This is a genomic window from Photobacterium sp. GB-50, assembly GCF_003026755.1.
GTDB lineage: Bacteria > Pseudomonadota > Gammaproteobacteria > Enterobacterales > Vibrionaceae > Photobacterium.
The window spans coordinates 554,063-570,514 of record NZ_PYNX01000001.1 but is presented as its reverse complement, the minus strand read 5'-3'; the positions used below and the strand labels follow the sequence as shown (position 1 = coordinate 570,514).

Genomic DNA, 16,452 nt, shown 5'->3' with positions numbered 1-16,452 from the left:
ATAAAGAAAAAGGTTTTCCTGCTTAATAACAGAGAAAACCTTTTTCATAGTGCTTATTTGAACGGTGAAATTACTTAGCTAAATAAGTGCGAATTTGTTTTTCGATACCCGCACCATCAATTTCTAACATTTCATGCAGTTCAGCTTGTGTTCCTTGTTCAATGAATCGATCAGGCAAACCAATATTCAGTACTGGTTTCAGTGTCTTCTCTTTCATTAAAAATTCAATAACGCCGCTACCCGCACCGCCAGCAATCGCATTTTCTTCAACAGTTACAAGAACATCATGAGTTTTTGCTAATTCAAGTACTAAGGCTTCATCAAGCGGTTTCACAAAGCGCATGTCAGCAACAGTCGCATTTAAATTTTCTGCTGCTTCTAATGCATAGCCGAGCATGCTGCCAAAGTTTAAAATTGCGATTTTTTCACCTTCACGGCGAATGATACCTTTACCGATTTCAAGCTCTGTCATCTTAGGATCGACATCGACCTCCATACCGCAACCACGAGGGTAACGGACCGCACTTGGTCCTTGGTATTGGTGACCAGTATAGAGCATTTGACGACATTCATTTTCGTCACTCGGTGCCATAATCACCATGTTAGGAATACAGCGCATAAAGCTAATATCAAATGCACCTTGGTGGGTTTGACCATCAGCACCGACTAAGCCTGCACGATCAATGGCAAACATCACAGGAAGATCCATGATAGCAACATCATGAATTAATTGATCATATCCACGTTGAAGGAAAGTTGAGTAGATAGCGACAATAGGATGATAACCACCAATTGCCATGCCCGTTGCCAGTGTCACCGCGTGTTGTTCAGCAATCGCCACATCAAAGTATTGATCTGGGAACTCTTTAGAAAAGCGCACCATACCTGAGCCTTCACGCATAGCCGGTGTGATAGCCATCAATTTGTCATCAATAGCTGCCATATCACATAGCCAATCACCGAAAATCTTAGAAAACGTCGGACTTGCATCCTTCGCTTTGGGTAATGGTTTCTGGCTTAAATCAAATTTAGGAACGGCATGGTAATTAATTGGATCCGCTTCAGCTGGCGCATAACCTTTGCCTTTTTTCGTCATAATATGAAGAAATTGTGGGCCTTTTAGATTACGCATGTTTTTCAGTGTCTTAACAAGCTCATGCACATCGTGGCCATCAACAGGGCCAATGTAATTAAAGCCTAACTCTTCAAACATAGTGCTTGGCACAACCATGCCTTTGATATGCTCTTCTGCGCGTTTTACCATTTCTTTGATAGGAGGCGCATTGGATAGGACTTTCTTACCACCTTCGCGAATAGAGGTATAGAAATTACCCGATAGTAAATGGGCTAAATGATTATTTAACGCGCCGACATTTTCAGAAATCGACATTTCATTGTCATTTAAGATAACTAGCATATCGCTGTGAACATCACCAGCATGGTTCATCGCTTCAAACGCCATGCCTGCGGTGATAGCGCCATCGCCAATAATACTAACAACTTTGCGATTTAGGCCTTCTTTTTCTGCTGCAATCGCGAGACCTAGACCTGCACTAATGGAAGTTGATGAGTGGCCAACCGAAAGTGTGTCGTACTCACTTTCACCGCGCCATGGGAATGGGTGCAAACCGCCTTTTTGGCGAATGGTTGCCATATCATCACGACGTCCTGTTAAAATTTTATGTGGGTAGGCTTGATGGCCAACATCCCATATAACTTTATCAAAAGGCGTATTGTAGACGTAGTGAAGCGCAACGGTAAGCTCGACTGTACCGAGTCCGGAGGCAAAGTGGCCGCTGGTCTGACTCACAGATTTCAACAAATAGGTACGAAGTTCATCGCATACTTGTGGAAGGCTTTCAGCTGGCAATAATCGTAATTCATCTGGCGTGTTTGCGAGGGCCAGATGAGGGTATTTTGAGATATCCAAAGTCATAACAGTGTCGGCGCTTATACTGATTTAGCTTTTGCGTTCGATAATATATCGGGCAAAAACTTCTAATTGGGATGTATTGTAGGGTATAGCCGCTAATGCTTGTAGTGCTTCTTGATAAAGTAGTTGTGCTTTTTCTTGTGCACCATCTAAGCCAAGCAAGGCAGGATAAGTACTTTTATCCAAGGCAAGATCAGAACCTTGTGGTTTACCTAAGGTTTCGGTATCACTGATCACATCTAAAATGTCATCTTGCACTTGGAATGCAAGGCCAATAGCTTCTGCATATTTATCAAGTTGCGGCAAAATTGCTACGCCTTTATCACCAGCAGCTAATGCTCCTAAGCGGACGGCACAGCGAATCAAAGCCCCTGTTTTGTGTCGGTGGATTAATTCTAGTTGTTCTAATCCAACATGTTTACCTTCAGCATCAAGATCTAAGGCTTGCCCTAGACACATTCCGGCAGCGCCTGATGCTTTTGCAAGCTCACTTACCATAGCAATACGTTGGGTGTTGCCATCTTGGCTCAATTGTCCATTCGCCAAAATATCAAAAGCCAGTGTTTGTAGTGCGTCACCCGCAAGAATGGCAATGGCTTCATCAAACGCAATATGACAAGTGGGTTGACCACGACGTAATGCGTCATCATCCATCGCAGGTAAATCATCATGGATTAATGAGTACGCATGAATACACTCAACCGCAGCGGCTGGCGTGTCAAGATAGTCCTGAGTTACCCCTAACATTTCACCGGTTACATAGGTTAGAAAAGGACGCGCACGTTTGCCACCCAGCAGTGTTCCGTATTGCATGGCTTTAAGTAGGGCTTTATCTGCAAATGGTTGAGTTGATAACCAGTTTGCTAATACGTCATTACTACGTTGTTGATAGCACTTAAGGGATAGCGATAAAGAAGAACTATTGGTCATGGCTTGGTTCAAAATCAGTCAGTGGAGCTTCATCATCTGCCTGAAGCAAAATTTCTACACGTTGCTCAGCTTGTGTCAGCTTTTGTTGGCTGCTGCGAGCAAGAGAAATACCTCGTTCGAATTTTTTTAGCGCATCTTCCAGTGGGATATCGCCAGATTCTAGTTCATTGACAATGGCATCTAGCTCATCAAGGGCGGCTTCGAATGCCATATTTTCTGGTTTTTTTGCTGCCATATCATTTTCACTCTTATCTAAGTGCACGAAAAATAACGTAGAGAATTACTGGGGTCAAATTATGTCACAGGAATCTGTGTCGCTGACAGTAATTTTAATAAATAGTCTTCATTAATTGGTTAATAAAAAGCTAAATGAAAAGCTGAATTGGTCGATAAAGAGTTACTTTGCTGATGACATTCATCATTTAATGCTAAGAAGTGCCTTGGCGAAATAGTGAATATGGCGGTGGCTTTAAAGTTTTGGCTGTCTTTAGAGCGTATTATCTCAGTGATAGATTCAGATGTGTTGATTGATGTTCAATAAACGCAAGCCATTATTTTTACCTAGCAAAAGAGGATCATGCTTTGGATTTGGCGACGCTTATAGGATTGCTTGGTGCATTCGCATTCATTGTTATGGCTATGCTGCTCGGCGGCGATCTGGTTATGTTTTACGATACATCATCGATTTTGATTGTATTAGGCGGCAGTACTTTTGTTGTGTTAATGAAATACAACATTGGGCAATTTTTTGGTGCTGCAAAAATCGCCATTAAAGCCTTTATGTTTAAGACTGATAATCCAGAAGAGTTAATTGCCAAAATTGTAGAAATGGCTGATGCGGCGCGTAAAGGTGGATTTTTAGCATTAGAAGAGATGGAAATTACGAATCCTTTTATGCGTAAAGGCATTGATATGCTGGTGGATGGCCATGATGCTGATGTGGTTCGCGTCACGCTACAAAAAGATATTTCATTAACCAATGAACGTCATGAACAAGGGGTAGGGATCTTCTCCTCCTTTGGTGATGTTGCGCCTGCTATGGGAATGATAGGTACGCTTATTGGCTTGGTTGCCATGCTTTCTAACATGGATGATCCGAAAGCTATTGGTCCTGCAATGGCCGTTGCCTTATTAACGACGCTATATGGCTCGATGTTGGCAAACATGGTAGCGATACCTATCGCGGATAAATTAACCTTGCGTAAAGAGCAAGAGCGTTTAAATAAGCGTTTAATCTTAGATGGCGTGCTGGCAATTCAGGATGGGCAGAATCCACGAGTGATTGATGGTTATTTGAAAAACTACCTTCATGAGAAGAAACGTAGTGTGATCCTTGACGAGTAAGAGACAGTTTTATGGAAGAGCAATCTTGTAAATGTAAAAAAGGTGCGCCTCCATGGATGGCGACCTTTGCTGATCTTGCCACACTATTAATGTGTTTCTTTGTGTTACTACTTTCTTTTTCTGAAATGGATGTACTGAAATTTAAGCAAATTGCAGGTTCAATGAAATACGCTTTCGGGGTGCAAAATATGCTTGAAGTTAATGATATCCCTAAAGGTACAAGTGTTATTGCGCAAGAGTTTAGGCCAGGCCGGCCTGAGCCAACGCCAATCGAAGTGATTATGCAACAAACGATTGATATGACGCAGCGTTCATTAGATTTTCACGAAGGCGAGTCTGATCGAGCTGGGGGCACACAACGTGATGCGGGTAAACTAACAGGTGGACAAAGTAAAAAAACGGCGACACAAAATAATGAAAATGACGAATCTGAAGCCGATCAAATACAAGAGAAATTAAAAGAGATACTGACTAAAGCATTAGAACGTGAGATCAGTGACAAAATTATAGAAATTGAGAATCTTGGCCAGCAGTTGGTAATTCGTATTCGTGAAAAAGGTTCGTTCCCAGAAGGTTCGGCGTTTTTACAACCTAAATTTAAGCCATTAGTACGCCAAGTTGCGATGCTCGTTAAAGATGTGCCGGGCATTATTCGAGTTACGGGACATACCGCGAGTGATAAATTGGATTCAGAGTTATACCGATCTAATTGGGATTTATCAGCGCAGCGGGCAGTGTCAGTAGCGCAAGAAATGGAAAAAGTAGAAGGGTTTGATCATACAAAAATGCGGGTGGTTGGATTGGCAGATACTCAGCCAATTGCTGATAACAAAACTCGAGAAGGGCAAGCTAAAAACCGTCGAGTGGAAATATCTATCATGCAAGGTAAACCGCATTTTAGTGATGAGATCAGCAGTAACTTTAGTGCTCAATAGATTGTAGTACTTAAGGTTATTACCATAATTGCAGCGCTAGCGCTGCCATTTTTATTGGGGCAAATAGAGTGGCTGTTTATCAAGAGCTTAAGATATTTACGCTGAATTTCGTCGATGAGAGTTGCTGGCAGAGATGATCATGACTAAGGTAAATATAATTGAAAGCCAATAACATGCGGTAAGTCTAATCGAAGATAACGTCGTGAGTTTTCATATCTTTGTTTCAGTGGTCGGTAGCTTGCTGTATAATTCGCGCCTTTAATTCCGTTTGGTACTCTCTGTCAATTTTCACGATATGATCTGTTAAAAATCATCCGTTAATGAATTGATTCTGTACTGTAAGCCCTGTGAAGCGAAGCGTGTTATGAAATTTATTGTTAAGCCACACCCAGAGATTTTTGTTAAAAGTGATTCAGTGCGTAAGCGTTTTATCAAAATTCTTGAGTCTAATTTACGCATCATCTTAAAGCGCCAGTCAGAGTCTGTTAGCGTTTATAACCGCCGTTTTTCATTGGAAATTAATGAATCTGATGAATCAAAGCGCGATATGATTTTAGCGATTCTGATGCAGACACCTGGTATTCACCATACCCTTGAAGTACAGCAAACGGAATTTACTGATCTTCATAATGTTTTTGAACAAACATTAGCGCTTGTTGGCCCTGAGCTGGAAGGTAAAACATTCTGTGTTCGTGCTAAGCGTGTTGGTAAGCATGATTTTACTTCGATTGAAGCTGAGCGTTATGTCGGTGGTGGTCTTAATCAAGCTATCGAGTCTGCAAAAGTAAGACTGAAAAAGCCTGATGTGACAGTTAACATTGAAATTGAACATAATCTATTGAACCTTGTATTATTCCGCCATAAAGGTTTAGGCGGCTTCCCGCTAGGTACACAAGAAGATGTATTAAGTTTAATTTCTGGTGGTTTTGATTCTGGTGTTTCAAGCTACTTGCATATCAAACGTGGTAGTAAAGTCCATTACTGTTTCTTTAATTTAGGTGGTCCTGCACACGAGATCGGTGTTAAGCAGGTTGCGCATTATATTTGGAACAAGTTTGGTTCTTCAGCAAAAGTTAAATTTATCGCGATTGATTTTGAACCTGTTGTTGGTGAGATTTTAGAGAAAGTCGACGATGGTCAAATGGGCGTTATCCTTAAGCGTATGTTTATGCGTGCTGCGGGTAAAGTTGCTGATAAATTCGGTATCGAAGCATTAGTAACGGGTGAAGCGCTAGGTCAGGTTTCAAGCCAAACATTAACTAACCTTCGTCATATTGACGGCGTAACAGATAGCCTAATTCTTCGTCCACTGATTAACTGGGATAAAGAAGATATCATCAATGTTGCACGTGAAATCGGCACTGAAGACTTTGCGAAAACCATGCCTGAGTTCTGTGGCGTGATTTCTAAGAGCCCAACAGTAAAAGCGGTCAAAGCGAAGCTTGAAATTGAAGAAGACAAATTTGATTTCTCTATTCTTGATCGTGTTGTTGATGAGGCGCGTGTGATGGATATTCGTGACATCGAAAAGCAAAGCCAAGAACAAGCTCCTGAAGTTGAATTAGTTGAGCAGGTAGCAGGTGACGCAATTGTACTTGATATTCGTAGCCCAGATGAAGAAGATGAAAGCCCATTAGAGCTTGAAGGTATCGAAGTTAAGCACTTACCTTTCTATAAGCTAGCAACGCAGTTCGGTGACTTACCGCAAGATAAGACGTACCTTCTGTACTGTGATCGTGGTGTGATGAGCCGCCTTCAGGCGCTGTACCTAAAAGAGAATGGTTTCGAGAACGTAAAAGTTTACCGTCCTTTATAATCGCCACTGCTTTGTTTAAATAAAAGAAGCCTCGTAATTGCGAGGCTTTTTGTTATCGGGCGAGTTTCTATTACTTAATCTCAATAGATTAAGTACGTGGTAATACGTCGTAATGCATATTCGGCCATACAACCATAGGCTCTGCAACTTCAGCCGCTTTGGCTTTATTTTCCAGTTGCGTCACTATCTCTAGCGCAAACTCTTGTGCAGTTCCGGGGCCTTGACTGGTTAATAGACGTGTATTTTTATCATACACCACACGTTTAACGCGTAATTGATGTGTTGGTATATGATGTTGAAAAGCAGGATGACATGTCATGATTGAATGTGTGAACACTTGATGTGGAATAAACATCACCGCAGGCGTTGCACAGATCGCGGCGATCAGTTTACCGTCGTAATGATGCTGCTTTACAAATTCAACTACCAGTGGGCTATCACGAAAATGTTCCGCGCCTTTTAAACCGCCGGGTAACACCACGCAATCAAATGGCTCATCGGCAACATTGATCAAAGGCACGTCTGCTACGAGCTTGATCCCGCGAGATCCTTCTAAAATTAGTGCGCCATCTTCTGCGGTACTTGCAATCGTTACTTCAAATCCAGCCCGCTTTAAAATCGCAATTGTATTAATTGCTTCCATTTCTTCACTGCCAGGAGCAAGACAAACAGCAACGCGAGGAGCAGTCGTTATTGGTTCAAGCATGATATGAGGACTCCATTGATGTGATGGTTTGCCATAACTGGGTATTCACAGGCACAGCAATATCGAATATTTTCGCTTGGTGAATAAGATAGCCAGTAATATAGTCGATTTCTGTTGGGCGCTGATAAAAAACATCTCTATTCATTGAAGAATAATTATCAGCGGTCGCTTTTATTACCGTGAGTGCCTGTTGATAAAGCTCACCATTTTTTATCCTGTAGCCTTCTGCTCGCATAACGAGCGTGACTTCATTACAAATTTGGATTAATTGGGCTTGATAGCCTTCATTAGCAAGCTCACCATTAGTACATTGATGAATGGCTGTTAATGGATTAATTGCACAATTAATGGCGAGTTTCTTCCATAATGGCTCCATGATGTCATCTTGCCAATAGCACGGTGATAATGCTTGATTGAACATGTCAGCGATGGAGTTATCAGTGGAGATGGCAGAGGACAATGGGCCAATAAACGTTTGTCCAAGCCCTGTATGGCGTAGCGTACTTTCAGCTGTTTTTAAAGCAGCATGGGATGTGGTGGCATAATAAATAGTATGTTTAGGAAAGAGTTGCTTAACAGCGTCATGGCTTCCAATCCCATTGTGCATGATCACTATCTTGCATCGCGCTGAAAGATCGTTAATAAGGGGATGTAAGGCGGTGATGACTTGGAACGATTTTACTGTCACAAGGAGTAAATCACTTTGTTGTAAATGATCTATGTGATTAGCATCGAAACAGTAAGTTCTTACTTTACCACTCAAAGATTGAAACGTGAGTGGATAGCGGGTTATGGATGAACGGGTCCAAACTTGAACATCATGTTGCGGTTGCAAAGCGATAGCCCATAATGAGCCGATTGCGCCTGCACCCAATATTGTGATTTTCACACTGCAATCCATTGTTAACTATATTGGTGTAGATAGTAACATTGTTCAAATAGTGCAGGATCAAAAAAGGCGCTGATATAGCGCCTTTTCTCATTAATTACTCAATAACTTATTGATTAGAAGTTATATTTAACTGAGTAAATTACAGCATTTTGGTTGCCTTTAGTACCTAGCTTGTTGTAAGCGTAACGGTACTGAATGCCTGTTGTTACGTGATCCGTTGCGTTCCACCATAGTGCTAGTGCACCGTTTGCGCTTACATCATCGCCTTCACCAGCAACGATCATGTAGTTGTCATTACGACCAAACTCAGACTCGTGCCAGTTACTGATCATGAATTTTTCGCCGAATGCATTAAAGTTGTAGCCTGCAACCCAACCAAACATACCGCCATTCATACCAGAAAAAGATGAAGGATTTTTCCAATCAGCAGATGTCATTGTGTGGTGGAAACCGATAAATGGGTTGAAGAACCAGCCATCACCGTTGAATGCGTAAGATAGACCTAGCACGTTATTTTGTGCAGTGAAGCCATCGCTGTTCGTGTTGTAAACTTGTCCGTATAGACGAAGCTCTGCAATACCAGTTTTGTAAGCGATTGTACCTTTAACCGATGTACGTGCTTTATCAGAACCTTGATCTGCATTTTCTAAGTCAGCGAAACCGTATAATTCACCCCAGCTAAAACCAGCACCACCTTCAAGTTCTAAGTACCAGAAGTCTTTTTGGTGACCAGCACGCTCTTCTGTACCGTTAGACCAATCTAAGTAGTTAACGCTCATATCACCAAAACCATACAAGTACTCTGCTTGTGCTGGGAATGTTGATGCTGCTGTTAAAACGCCTAAAGCTACTAGTGACTTGCGCATGTTTTTATCTCACTCAATATGGTCTAAATATAGGGATTTTTGGCCGCCCCGTTTTTCTGGCGCTGATTCTAGTGTTTTATATCTCGTTTGGGAATGTAACGTTTGCGCAAACCTTTGCTTTTTGTGATCATGATCGGCTGAAATCGATTACATTTACATTAAAAATGTGATGAATCTGAATTTATATTGCGATTTAAATGAACTTTTTTTGACTTTAATACTCTGTGCTAATTTTTTTGGTGGCAAAAATTCGCAATTTACATGAGAAAGGTAAGTTAAGGCTTCCGTTTTCAACAGAAACCTTACTTATCATAGGTGAGGTTATTTTTCTTCCAACGTATCAGTTGTTTCAGGAAGGGTTAAAGCATCATTCTTAGCAACGAGTTTGATTAAAAATAATACTGGAATACCTATCAATGCGGTGGTGAGGAAAAAGATGTTATAGCCGAAATGGTCGACATAAACGCCAGAGAATCCCGCAATAAATTTCGGGAAAAGTAGCATAATAGAGCTAAATAATGCGTACTGGGTTGCAGAGAAAGCCACATTGGTTAGGCTAGACATAAAGGTGATGAAAGCAGCGGTTGCAATACCTGCACCTAAATTATCTGCTGAAATAACTAAAGTTAACATCTCGAGGTTATTACCAACATAGGTAAATACCATAAACAACAGATTGGTCATTGCGGATAATAAAGCGCCTAAGGCAAGAATACGTAAGGTGCCAAATTTACTGACAAGAATACCGCCTAAACCAGCGCCCACTAAGGTCATGATCACCCCAAAGACTTTTGAAATAGACGCCACTTCATTTTTAGTAAAGCCCATGTCAACATAAAACGCATTAGACATTACGCCCATCACCACATCAGAAATGCGATAACAACTAATGAGCAATAAGATCAGTAGTGCGTTTTTACCATAGCGCTGAAAGAAGTCTTGGAAAGGCATGACGACAGCGGTATAAAACCACGCAGCGAGTCTTGCTTGTTTTTTACCTATCCCTTTTTGCTGTAATTTTTGTTGGTAGTTATGTTCGATTTTTTGAATTGATGAGCTGTCGATCTTTGGTTCTTTAACAAAGAGGGTGGTGATCACGCCAATTGACATCATACCCGCCATGATAAAGTAAGCGGCTTTCCAGCCTGCAGGATCATAACCACTATCAGAGCCGAACCATGCAGCAAAAGCCAGTGCGCCAGCTCCTGCCATGATCATCGCTAATCGATAGCCTGCCATATAGGTTGCAGATAATGCTGCTTGTAAGCGTACGGTAGCAAGTTCAATACGAAATGCATCAATGACGATATCTTGTGTCGCAGAAGCAAAGGCGACAACAATCGCAAATAAGGCAAATTGAAGAAGATCAGTTTGTGGGTTGCTGGTCGCCATACCACATAGCGATAAAATAATGATCAGCTGCGAAAATAACATCCAGCCACGACGTCGACCAAATAATCGAGAAAAAATGGGCAAAGGAAAACGGTCCACAAGTGGTGACCATGCCCATTTGAAGCCATAAGCAAGGGCTACCCAACTGAAAAAACCGATACTGGTTCGGCTAACATCAGCTTCTCGTAACCAAAATGAAAGGGTGCCAAAGACTAATAAAATAGGTAAGCCGGAAGAGAACCCTAGCGCGAACATGATCAATGCTTTGGGGTTTAAATACACACGCCAACCGGTGGTATTATTTTGTTGTATGGCTTTGTCCATATTTTCCTCGTAACACAAGTATCGACCATTGATACTTAGCAAAGTATAAAACTGTTATTTTTCTTTATAAATCAGATCTTAGCAGCAATAAGCCTAGTGTGCATTGCTTCATTATCAGTTCGACAACAACTTGTGCTTTTAATTCATAAACCGTAAAAGTAGGTTGATATTTAAGGGTAAATATTTAAGGACGCTGGATCTGTGTTAGTTCAGGGCAAGGGGCAAGATTGAGTAAGTAATAAGCGTGATTGGTGATTTTTTGTTGAATATAAATGTTGCCTAGCAATTGGTAATCTTCGAGCTTTATAACGTATTGAAGTAATAGCCAAAAAGTAGCTTCATAATCATCGATTGGATCTTTATCAGCGATATTCATGTCCCACCACTGAGCAAGACATTCATGGGCATCATTTTTTAGATGATAAAAAGGAACGTCGCCCTCAATAGTTGCAATAGTAGACAGCGCAAAAGAAGGGGCTTGCTCAAAAATAAACTGCTGAATTCGTTTATTTTGACGATGAAAAACAGACGGTTGGTAGAGAGGTGTGATCATATACGTCACCTGTACTTGATTGCGCACAGGTGACGTAATCAATTTATTTAATAACTTTCATTGATTCAATGATTATAGGCTGCTGTGGTACATCTTGCATACCTGTTGCACGATTAGAACCCGTTGGGATTTTAGCCATATCTTGTACAACAGAAAAACCTTTAACCACTTTACCGAATACCGCATAACCTGGATTATTACCTGCAGCATTTAAAAATGCATTGTCTTTATAGTTAATAAAGAATTGGTTAGTCGCAGAGTTTGGATTTTGCGTACGTGCCATAGCAACAGTTGCGGTGTCGTTTTTCAATCCATTACTTGCTTCATTTTTGATCGGAGCATGCGTTGGACGTTTAACCATGTCTTTATCAAAACCACCGCCTTGAGCCATAAAGCCAGGGATAACACGATGGAAAATCGTCTCGTTGTAATTACCTTCTTCAACATAGCGTAAGAAGTTTTTACTACTAATCGGGGCTTTTTCTTCATTTAGTTGGATCGTAAAATCCCCTAAATTTGTTGTTACTAAGACCTGTGTTGCAGCACTGACAGGTAAAGCGATAAGTAAACATAGCGCAAGTAAAAAACGTGACATTAAACATTCTCCGTTAAGTATTGATGCAATTCGCCATCTTTGGCGATCTCTTTAAGCACTGAATTCATCATTTTCTCTAAACTTTGTGCGATTTCTTCGCGTGTCACTTTAAAAGGTTCTTGCTTGGTAGAGCGAGCAGAATATTTTTTACTAAAAGTACCTTTTGGTGTAGTTACAACAAGTTCAATTTGAAGTTGGCTATCAATATCATGTTTAACTAAGCCTTGGGTTACCTTGACTAAGGCTTGCTGAATATTGATAGCAATATTTGACGTTGAAGCAGTGTTTACAGTAATTCCTTCGCTGGCAAATTGTTTTTTTAATGCAGCTTGAAAGGTTGATGCAATATTACTTTCCGGTTGAAACTCTTCAACATTGGTCGCACCACTATCAACAATGGCGATATAGTTATGATTACGATCATCTTTGCTTGATAGTTGTACTGCAAGCTGTGATGTGGCTTGCTGTGCTAAAACTGGCGTTAATGTTAAAGCGAGTGGTGGTTGCGCAGGACGGCTTGCACATGCGCTTAGTAATAATGCTGCGGCAATCACAATATATTTTTTCATGCTCTCCATTTCCTTGTATTCGTTGTTTAAATATAAACGAAAAATCAATGTCGTATTAAATATCACAAGCAATAAATTAACGTCATAAACACGTTAGATTATTTTGACGATTGTAAAACCACAAATTTATTACTTTGGCCGATAAGTTTTACATTACCAAAGACACGTTTTAACTTTTCATGGTAACCCAATTGCCTATTCCCGATCACGATCAGATCGCCACCTTGACGTAATACTCGTTGTGCATCGCAGAACATTTGCCAAGCAATATGATCAGTAACGGTATTTTGCTGGTGGAAAGGAGGATTACATAAGACTAAATCAGCGCTATCAAGTGGGAAGTTATCTAAGCAGTTAGCTGTTACTACTTGTAATTGTTTAGGATTGTCTAAGTTTAAATCTGCATTTTCACGGCATGATGCAGTCGCCATAAAACTTTCATCGACACAAACAACGTTAGCTTGTGGGTTTAATTGTGCAGCTTTAATACCGATCACCCCATTACCACAACCAAGATCGATAATATCTTTATACTTTGCATCTTGTGGAATGAAATCTAGCAGTAAACGACCACCAATATCTAAGCTATCACTAGAAAATACGTTGGCATGGTTAGTGATTGTTAACTTATGCTCAGGCACCTCCCATTGCGTAGGGCGGGGTAGGGGCTTTGCTAAGTTAGGATTGGTTTTACAAAATATTAATCGCGCTTTTTTAACGGCTAGTGATGTTTTGGTCTCACCTAAAAACTTTTCAAATAGCTTTAAGGTTGAAGAGTGAATCTCTTTTACTTTACCTGCCGCAATAATAGTGCAATCAGCAGGAAGTAAGTGACATAATTGTTGTAATTGCCAGCTTAATAACCGATTGTTTTTAGGCTGCTTTAACAAAATTAACTGAGGGTTGTTAGGCAATTTTGAAAGACAATCAACAATATTAATCATTGGTAATTGGTTGTTTTCTAAGTTAGCAATAAATGCCTGTTTAGAGACAAAAGAATCCGTCACACTTGTGACAGGTGCTTGATTTGAAAACCAGCAACTTAATGCGCCAAAGCTATCGTTCATGATAAGAATTGGACGTTCAGGGTCGAGTTCCAGATCGTTGCAATAATTGATCAGGTACTCATCGCCAGCATCCCATGCTTGCAGAGTTTCATTTTTCCTTACTGGAAAACGAGTTAGCGATAGAGTGCGTTGGTGTAAGGTTAGCTCTGGTTTCATTGCGGATAACTTTCAGGTATGTTTACAAAATAGTCGGCTATTTTCGCAGAACACCACGCGAGTGCAAAGGAAATACGACATCAGAACAAGAATAAAGTAGAGAAAGATTTGGCAATAGTGCGATATTGCGAGCGGAGGTAAAGTAAATATGATCCAACAACGTATCGAGCATAAACTTCATGATGCGTTTGCACCTAAGCATTTAGAAGTGCTTAATGAAAGTTACATGCATAATGTTCCCCCTGGCTCTGAGAGTCATTTTAAAGTTGTCGTTGTGAGTGCTCAATTTAATGGCCAGCGTTTAATCGCAAGGCATCGTGCTATTAATAGTGTGTTGGCCGATGAATTGGCAAATGATATTCATGCTCTAGCTATTCACACTTACACTGAAGCGGAGTGGTCTGAGCTAATGGCAGCACCTGCATCACCATCTTGTCGTGGTGGTTCACAAATTGGATAATTAGTGAAATATATTAAATAAAAGGTCGTTGTTATAACGGCCTTTTTTATTATTTGTCGGTAATATAAAACTGAGTGCGAATCTATAACTAGCATCTAAATTTGTTAAAAATTATCATCGCGGTCAATATTTAATCTAATTTTAGGTGATGATTCAAATAACACTCACTTGTTAACGGTATGTATTAATTTGATTATCTCAATAAAAGTGATGATGACATTTATGTTAAAAACAGACCTGAAAATAAATGCAAGGTCGAATGGCGTTATTTTTAATAAATGTGCGCTTCATCAAACTTATTGAGTTATTAAACTATTGCGCTTCAATTGTTGCTTGGTTTTCAGTCGGAATCGCGCGTATTGGCATAGAAAAAACAACGCGGTTAGTGGTAGAATCGCCGCCTTGAAAAACTACTTGCCGCTAATGGATGTGGTGAGGTAGTTAACTAGATGTTGCGGTATTGGTACTTGGCAAGTGAAATTCACTTGTAGACCGATTTCGAACTGTGAAAAGTCGTGTCTTAATTGCGCAATAGAAAATTCTTTTTTCCCTTTAATGTAGTGCAAGTGCGTATGATTACAATAAAAAAGGGTTTGGATATCCCAATTTCAGGGACTCCTACCCAGGCGATACATGATGGTAATGCCATCTCTAAAGTCGCCTTGCTTGGCGAAGAATATGTTGGTATGCGTCCTACAATGCATGCTCGCGTAGGGGATGTAGTGAAAAAAGGTCAGGTTCTTTTTGAAGATAAAAAGAATCCTGGCGTTAAGTTCACTGCTCCAGCTAGTGGCAAGGTAGCGGAAATTAACCGTGGTGCTAAGCGCGTTCTTCAATCTGTAGTAATTGATGTCGAAGGCGATGAGCAAATCACATTTAACAAGTATGAGTCAGCTCAACTTGCTCAACTAGATCGTGCTGTTGTTGTCGATCAATTGGTTGAGTCAGGTATGTGGACTGCGCTTCGTACGCGTCCATTTAGCAAGGTTCCAGCTGTTGGATCTGAGTCTCAAGCTATTTTTGTGACGGCTATGGATACCAATCCATTGGCTGCGAATCCAGAAGTTATCATCAATGAACAAAGTGATGCTTTCATTGCTGGTTTGACGGTTCTTTCTCGTCTAACTAGCGGTAAAGTTTACGTTTGTAAGTCTGGTGCTAGTCTTCCGCGTTCATCAGAAGCAAATGTTGAAGAACACGTATTTAACGGTCCGCACCCAGCGGGTCTTGTTGGTACGCACATTCACATGCTCTATGGTGCAGATGCAAATCACATTGCTTGGGGTATTAATTACCAAGACGTTATTGCGTTCGGTAAGTTATTCCTAACAGGTGAGCTATATACAGATCGCGTTGTTTCTCTTGCAGGCCCTGTTGTTAATAAGCCGCGTCTAGTGCGTACTCGCATTGGTGCTTCTCTTGAGCAACTGACTGATTCAGAAATGATGCCTGGTCAACTGCGTGTTCTTTCTGGTTCTGTGCTTAACGGTGTAAAAGCTGAAGGTCCACATGCATATCTAGGTCGCTATCACTTACAAGTATCGGCGTTGCGTGAAGGCTATGAAAAAGAATTCATGGGCTGGATTGTACCTGGTAAAAACAAATTTTCTGTAACTCGCACATTCTTAAGCCAGTTCTTCCCTGGTCAGTTGTTTAATATGACAACAACAACGAATGGTTCTGAGCGTTCAATGGTACCTATCGGTAATTACGAAAAAGTAATGCCACTAGATATCGAGCCGACATTACTGCTTCGTGATCTATGTGCTGGTGATTCAGACAGCGCGCAACAACTTGGTGCATTAGAACTAGATGAAGAAGATCTAGCACTATGTACATTTGTTTGCCCTGGTAAGTATGAGTTTGGTCCATTGCTACGTGAGTGCTTGGACAAAATTGAGAAGGAAGGGTAAT

Annotated in this window: 16 protein-coding genes; 5 read left to right on the top strand and 11 right to left on the bottom strand. The window is 40.8% G+C overall.

What is annotated here, in order from left to right; genetic code table 11:
• Window positions 1-70 precede the first annotated feature (70 nt).
• The 3 genes from dxs to xseB are packed head-to-tail and all read right to left on the bottom strand — an operon-like array spanning window position 71 to window position 3,098.
• On the bottom strand, window positions 71-1,936 hold the full coding sequence (gene dxs / locus C9J41_RS02570) for a 1-deoxy-D-xylulose-5-phosphate synthase (protein WP_107290600.1): 1,866 nt from the start codon (window positions 1,934-1,936) through the stop codon (window positions 71-73).
• 24 nt (window positions 1,937-1,960) lie between these two features.
• Window positions 1,961-2,863 carry a (2E,6E)-farnesyl diphosphate synthase gene (gene ispA, locus C9J41_RS02565; RefSeq protein ID WP_107205420.1) on the bottom strand — a complete coding sequence of 301 codons (903 nt, stop codon included), beginning with the start codon at window positions 2,861-2,863 and terminating at the stop codon, window positions 1,961-1,963.
• The gene (gene xseB / locus C9J41_RS02560) at window positions 2,853-3,098 is read right to left on the bottom strand and encodes an exodeoxyribonuclease VII small subunit (protein WP_005370105.1); all 246 of its coding nucleotides are present in this window, start codon (window positions 3,096-3,098) and stop codon (window positions 2,853-2,855) included. Before xseB ends, ispA begins: the two co-directional genes overlap by 11 nt.
• Before the next feature lie 347 nt (window positions 3,099-3,445).
• On the opposite strand from xseB, the gene pomA reads away from it, so the two are divergent.
• The 3 genes from pomA to thiI all read left to right on the top strand — a co-directional run bounded on the left by pomA (window position 3,446) and on the right by thiI (window position 6,958).
• Window positions 3,446-4,207, top strand: coding sequence for a flagellar motor protein PomA (gene pomA, locus C9J41_RS02555; protein WP_107205421.1), 762 nt, complete (start codon window positions 3,446-3,448; stop codon window positions 4,205-4,207).
• Window positions 4,208-4,218: 11 nt separating this feature from the next.
• The gene (locus tag C9J41_RS02550; protein WP_107205422.1) at window positions 4,219-5,142 is read left to right on the top strand and encodes a flagellar motor protein MotB; all 924 of its coding nucleotides are present in this window, start codon (window positions 4,219-4,221) and stop codon (window positions 5,140-5,142) included.
• Between the two features lie 364 nt (window positions 5,143-5,506).
• On the top strand, window positions 5,507-6,958 hold the full coding sequence (gene thiI / locus C9J41_RS02545) for a tRNA uracil 4-sulfurtransferase ThiI (protein ID WP_107294170.1): 1,452 nt from the start codon (window positions 5,507-5,509) through the stop codon (window positions 6,956-6,958).
• A gap of 88 nt (window positions 6,959-7,046) precedes the next feature.
• On the opposite strand, the gene C9J41_RS02540 is transcribed toward thiI, so the two are convergent.
• From C9J41_RS02540 to C9J41_RS02505, 8 genes are all read right to left on the bottom strand, one after another.
• A complete protein-coding gene (locus C9J41_RS02540) occupies window positions 7,047-7,664 on the bottom strand; it encodes a DJ-1 family glyoxalase III (RefSeq protein ID WP_107205424.1) in 618 nt (205 codons plus the stop codon).
• Window positions 7,657-8,553 (bottom strand): 2-dehydropantoate 2-reductase, encoded by an 897-nt coding sequence (gene panE, locus C9J41_RS02535; protein WP_233220377.1) that lies wholly within the window; start codon window positions 8,551-8,553, stop codon window positions 7,657-7,659. Before panE ends, C9J41_RS02540 begins: the two co-directional genes overlap by 8 nt.
• Before the next feature lie 116 nt (window positions 8,554-8,669).
• The gene (locus tag C9J41_RS02530; RefSeq protein ID WP_107205426.1) at window positions 8,670-9,422 is read right to left on the bottom strand and encodes an outer membrane protein OmpK; all 753 of its coding nucleotides are present in this window, start codon (window positions 9,420-9,422) and stop codon (window positions 8,670-8,672) included.
• Between the two features lie 321 nt (window positions 9,423-9,743).
• Window positions 9,744-11,138 carry an MFS transporter gene (locus tag C9J41_RS02525; RefSeq protein ID WP_107245668.1) on the bottom strand — a complete coding sequence of 465 codons (1,395 nt, stop codon included), beginning with the start codon at window positions 11,136-11,138 and terminating at the stop codon, window positions 9,744-9,746.
• Window positions 11,139-11,322: 184 nt separating this feature from the next.
• On the bottom strand, window positions 11,323-11,691 hold the full coding sequence (locus C9J41_RS02520; RefSeq protein ID WP_107205428.1) for a hypothetical protein: 369 nt from the start codon (window positions 11,689-11,691) through the stop codon (window positions 11,323-11,325).
• Between the two features lie 43 nt (window positions 11,692-11,734).
• Window positions 11,735-12,286 (bottom strand): peptidylprolyl isomerase, encoded by a 552-nt coding sequence (locus C9J41_RS02515; RefSeq protein ID WP_107294168.1) that lies wholly within the window; start codon window positions 12,284-12,286, stop codon window positions 11,735-11,737.
• The gene (locus C9J41_RS02510) at window positions 12,286-12,855 is read right to left on the bottom strand and encodes a YajG family lipoprotein (RefSeq protein ID WP_107245666.1); all 570 of its coding nucleotides are present in this window, start codon (window positions 12,853-12,855) and stop codon (window positions 12,286-12,288) included. Before C9J41_RS02510 ends, C9J41_RS02515 begins: the two co-directional genes overlap by 1 nt.
• 98 nt (window positions 12,856-12,953) lie before the next feature.
• Window positions 12,954-14,078, bottom strand: a complete 1,125-nt coding sequence (locus C9J41_RS02505; protein WP_107294167.1) for a methyltransferase — start codon at window positions 14,076-14,078, stop codon at window positions 12,954-12,956.
• A 148-nt stretch (window positions 14,079-14,226) separates the two neighbouring features.
• Here C9J41_RS02505 and bolA point away from each other — a divergent pair, with 148 nt between their 5' ends.
• A complete protein-coding gene (bolA, locus tag C9J41_RS02500; RefSeq protein ID WP_107205432.1) occupies window positions 14,227-14,538 on the top strand; it encodes a transcriptional regulator BolA in 312 nt (103 codons plus the stop codon).
• Between the two features lie 572 nt (window positions 14,539-15,110).
• Entirely contained in the window at window positions 15,111-16,451 is a 1,341-nt protein-coding gene (locus tag C9J41_RS21875) for a Na(+)-translocating NADH-quinone reductase subunit A (RefSeq protein ID WP_107205919.1), read from the top strand.
• Window position 16,452 lies beyond the last annotated feature (1 nt).

Coding starts and splice junctions, on each gene's coding strand:
- C9J41_RS02510 (WP_107245666.1), bottom strand. CDS start 12,855: ATGAAAAAATATATTGTGATTGCCGCAGCATTATTACTAAGCGCATGT.
- bolA (WP_107205432.1), top strand. CDS start 14,227: ATGATCCAACAACGTATCGAGCATAAACTTCATGATGCGTTTGCACCT.
- C9J41_RS02550 (WP_107205422.1), top strand. CDS start 4,219: ATGGAAGAGCAATCTTGTAAATGTAAAAAAGGTGCGCCTCCATGGATG.
- C9J41_RS21875 (WP_107205919.1), top strand. CDS start 15,111: ATGATTACAATAAAAAAGGGTTTGGATATCCCAATTTCAGGGACTCCT.
- xseB (WP_005370105.1), bottom strand. CDS start 3,098: ATGGCAGCAAAAAAACCAGAAAATATGGCATTCGAAGCCGCCCTTGAT.
- C9J41_RS02540 (WP_107205424.1), bottom strand. CDS start 7,664: ATGCTTGAACCAATAACGACTGCTCCTCGCGTTGCTGTTTGTCTTGCT.
- C9J41_RS02525 (WP_107245668.1), bottom strand. CDS start 11,138: ATGGACAAAGCCATACAACAAAATAATACCACCGGTTGGCGTGTGTAT.
- C9J41_RS02505 (WP_107294167.1), bottom strand. CDS start 14,078: ATGAAACCAGAGCTAACCTTACACCAACGCACTCTATCGCTAACTCGT.
- C9J41_RS02530 (WP_107205426.1), bottom strand. CDS start 9,422: ATGCGCAAGTCACTAGTAGCTTTAGGCGTTTTAACAGCAGCATCAACA.
- C9J41_RS02520 (WP_107205428.1), bottom strand. CDS start 11,691: ATGATCACACCTCTCTACCAACCGTCTGTTTTTCATCGTCAAAATAAA.
- ispA (WP_107205420.1), bottom strand. CDS start 2,863: ATGACCAATAGTTCTTCTTTATCGCTATCCCTTAAGTGCTATCAACAA.
- C9J41_RS02515 (WP_107294168.1), bottom strand. CDS start 12,286: ATGTCACGTTTTTTACTTGCGCTATGTTTACTTATCGCTTTACCTGTC.
- thiI (WP_107294170.1), top strand. CDS start 5,507: ATGAAATTTATTGTTAAGCCACACCCAGAGATTTTTGTTAAAAGTGAT.
- dxs (WP_107290600.1), bottom strand. CDS start 1,936: ATGACTTTGGATATCTCAAAATACCCTCATCTGGCCCTCGCAAACACG.